The 3,296-nt window shown below is 48.1% G+C and carries 4 protein-coding genes; 2 read left to right on the forward strand and 2 right to left on the reverse strand.

The genetic code is table 11. The annotated features are described in order from the left end of the window. Both dacB and QUB61_RS38585 read right to left on the reverse strand, forming a co-directional pair. The coding region (gene dacB / locus QUB61_RS38580; RefSeq protein WP_333190429.1) for a D-alanyl-D-alanine carboxypeptidase/D-alanyl-D-alanine endopeptidase at nt 1-1,277 on the reverse strand (1,277 nt) is incomplete at its 3' end. 75 nt (nt 1,278-1,352) lie between these two features. Next, nucleotides 1,353-1,679 (reverse strand): (2Fe-2S) ferredoxin domain-containing protein, encoded by a 327-nt coding sequence (locus QUB61_RS38585; RefSeq protein WP_333134184.1) that lies wholly within the window; start codon nt 1,677-1,679, stop codon nt 1,353-1,355. 244 nt (nt 1,680-1,923) lie between these two features. Between QUB61_RS38585 and QUB61_RS38590 the strand changes: the two genes are divergently transcribed. Next, nucleotides 1,924-2,385: a CBS domain-containing protein gene (locus QUB61_RS38590; protein ID WP_333134214.1), complete on the forward strand. Its 462-nt coding sequence runs from the start codon at nt 1,924-1,926 to the stop codon at nt 2,383-2,385. Nucleotides 2,386-2,530: 145 nt separating this feature from the next. Further along, entirely contained in the window at nt 2,531-3,205 is a 675-nt protein-coding gene (nblB, locus tag QUB61_RS38595; RefSeq protein WP_333134182.1) for a phycobilisome degradation protein NblB, read from the forward strand. Nucleotides 3,206-3,296 lie beyond the last annotated feature (91 nt).

The following is a 3,296-nucleotide window of genomic DNA, read 5'->3' on the forward strand; positions in this document are numbered from 1 at the left end:
ACAGGCATCTTGCCTGTATCCTCTTGTGGCACAGGCATCTTGCCTGTATCCTCTTGTGGCACAGGCATCTTGCCTGTATCCTCTTGTGGCACAGGCATCTTGCCTGTATCCTCTTGTGGCACAGGCATCTTGCCTGTATCCTCTTGTGGCACAGGCATCTTGCCTGTATCCTCTTGTGGCACAGGCATCTTGCCTGTATCCTCTTGTGGCACAGGCATCTTGCCTGTATCCTCTTGTGGCACAGGCATCTTGCCTGTGAGTGCTTGTGGCAGGGGCATCTTGCCTGTAACTTTTCCCAACAATCTCAATAAAACTTCTGCATAAAGATTGTTGCTTTCCCGATTAGTTTCTCTCACCAATTCCGCCAGCGGCGGCGATTCAACAGTCGCTAATTCTTGATTAAAATTGCGAGAAACAGATGCAACTAAAGCCTGTTTAACAGGAATTCCCTCAGTTGCCAGAACTTGCTGAAAATGCTGCAAAAAATTCTTAGCAGGGTTGACAACTGCTACATAAGCTGATTCAGATTCGGCACCAACTTTCAACTGTCCACTAACTCGGATTGCAGGTCGATCGAACTCCCTGCCAACTTCAATAAACTCGGATTCGTTTTGGGCGACGGTTACTGAATTGTTGTGAATTTGCCACTGATTTGCCAGCTTGGGTTCGGCAAAAGTAACTTTCAGAGGTTGCCCGAGAGCCTGCGGGGACAAGAGAAGTTCGATCGCGTTTTGATTAAAAATTAAACTGTTAATCGGCGCTCCGTAGCCTGCTTGCGCGTCTTCCCATTCCCAATTCGGATTGACTGCACTGCCTTGAAAATAGCTGTCATCGCCAATCAACTCGTTTACTCGATCGACTCCGCGGCCTTTCAACTGCTGCGCCAAGGATTGCAACTGAGCCTCAGTAATGCTCGGATCTCCCCTGCCGACAACGTACAAACTTCCATTTTCGCCGCTGTAAACCGATGTCTTAATCCGAAAATCTGCACCGAGTTTCTGCAAAGCAGCGGCTGTGGTTAGCAGCTTGACATTTGATGCTGGAATAAAATATTTTTGGGCGTCGCGGCTGTAGAGTGTAGCAGTAGAAGATAGAGGTTGAATTAAAATGCCCCAGCGCGATCGACTAAATTCGGGACGGTTGGCGATCGCATCTACTTGTGCCCCCAATTCCCCAGGGCAAATATCCCCAGCAACCGCCGGCGTTTGAGCAGCAACCGCCGACGGACGCCCCAGCACTAGCACTAACAAACTAAGCGCAATTTCTTTGATTCTCAAAGTGCAAGTTCCTTAACAATAACTATTCAAATTAAATGCGCGAGAGCTTGGAAGTTTCACTGAATCAAGTCAATACTAATAATAATAACGCCCATGAATTCTCGGATTGAACAGCGCCTCTACAGGTTTTCCCTCTTTGAGGTGCTCTTCCACAATCAACGGTACATCACTCGGTTTAACTCGACAATACCAAATGTTTTCTGGGGTAACTAGCACAGTCGGGCCAATGGTGCACTGTCCCAGACAACTACAGGCCTCCACTTTCACCCCTGCAAATTGTTGGGCTTCAAAAGCAGCTAGCACTGCTGCTGAACCATTTTTCAGGCAGGATTGATACTGGCAAACCAATACACAGCGCGCTTCTGGTTGGGAGTCTGGTTCTCGGGCTGGAGATTCTGGCATCGGTAAGGATTTATCCGCTCTTTAAGATATTTTAACAATCTTGTCCGGACGATCGCTCGCCGGAGTCCGGCAAACGGCAGAATTTTATAGTGCGATCGAAAAAAACAGCAAAATTCTGGCATTCAAACTTTTTCCTTCCTTCTACCTTCTAACGAATCCCTTCAGCAGAGCTGCCTTTCTTCAGTCTGTGCCGCCCTTTCCCTATATGATCGATTTAGAGCAACAACTCAATCAACCGCTAATCATGCCAAAAACAGTAGCCGATGTAATGAGCCGCGAGCCGATTTTGGCGCGACCCGAAATGCCCTTGAACGAAGCGATTAAAATTTTAGCCGATCGACGCATTAGCGGTCTTCCCGTCGTAGATGAGAATGACTTGTTGGTAGGAGTCATCTCCGAAACAGACTTGATGTGGCGGGAAACCGGCGTAACTCCGCCCGCTTATATCATGGTGCTCGACAGTGTGATTTATTTGGAAAATCCATCTCGTTACGAGCGAGAACTCCACAAGGCTTTAGGACAAACAGTAGGAGAAGCGATGAGTAAAGAGCCAATTACCATTGGCCCCGACAAATCTGTCCAAGAAGCAGCAAAACTGATGCACGACCGCAGCATCCACCGATTGCCGGTGGTTGATAGTGCAGGCAAAGTAATCGGCATCCTCACTAGGGGAGATATTATCCGATGGATGGCTGCCGAATCTTAAATTAACTGTTGCAGTTCCAGGACTGTATCAGAAAATGAGCCGTGAAGCGAAGCTATCCCGTAGGGAATCGCTCCTTAAATCTCGCTCGCTTTTGGCAATTACCAATTACCAAATCTAAAATCTAAAATCTAAAATCTAAAATCCGATGAGCATTACTCCTGAGTCCGTCGAACAATTGCTGAATTCCGAGGATTTTGGCGAAAGGCTGCGAGCAGTCAACCAACTGCGACAACTAGAACCCGCCATCGCCTATAAACTGATTCAAATTGCCATCAACGACAAAAACGTCCGGGTTCGCTACGCAGCAGTCAGCCAAGTATCAACCCTCGGCACGCAGAATCTGCCGAATGCTTTAGAGGTACTGCGAAACAGCCTGAACAACGACCCCGAACCCGACGTGCAAGCAGCAGCAGCCGATGCTTTGGGCGCATTGAAATTAACCGATGCTTTAGAAGATTTGCAGCAAGTTTATAGCACTACCTCTGAATGGCTGGTGCAACTGAGCATCGTCGCGGCTTTGGGAGAAATGGGAGATCCGAAAGCCTTTCCGATGTTAGAACATGCCCTCTCTTCTGAAAACGAATTGATCCAAACCATTGCGATCAGCGCATTAGGTGAATTGGGAGATAAACGCGCGCTGCCGCTGCTGCTTCCCTACGCTTCCAATGCAGATTGGCAGATCCGTTACAGAGTCGCCCAAGCTTTGGGGCGGTTGGGCGGTGCAGAAGCAGAGGCGGCTTTGGAAATTCTCGCCAAAGATCGGGTTGAGCAAGTTGCTCACGAGGCCTTAGCCGGAAAAGAGAATATTTTGAAGTTGTGAGTTTTGAGGTGTGAATTGTAAATTACCCAGCACTGACCTGAGTACAGGTACAGTGTGGGCTTTCAATAGCCCTGAAATGATCTTGCACATT

It is taken from the genome of Microcoleus sp. C2D2 (assembly GCF_036702495.1).
GTDB lineage: Bacteria > Cyanobacteriota > Cyanobacteriia > Cyanobacteriales > Microcoleaceae > Microcoleus.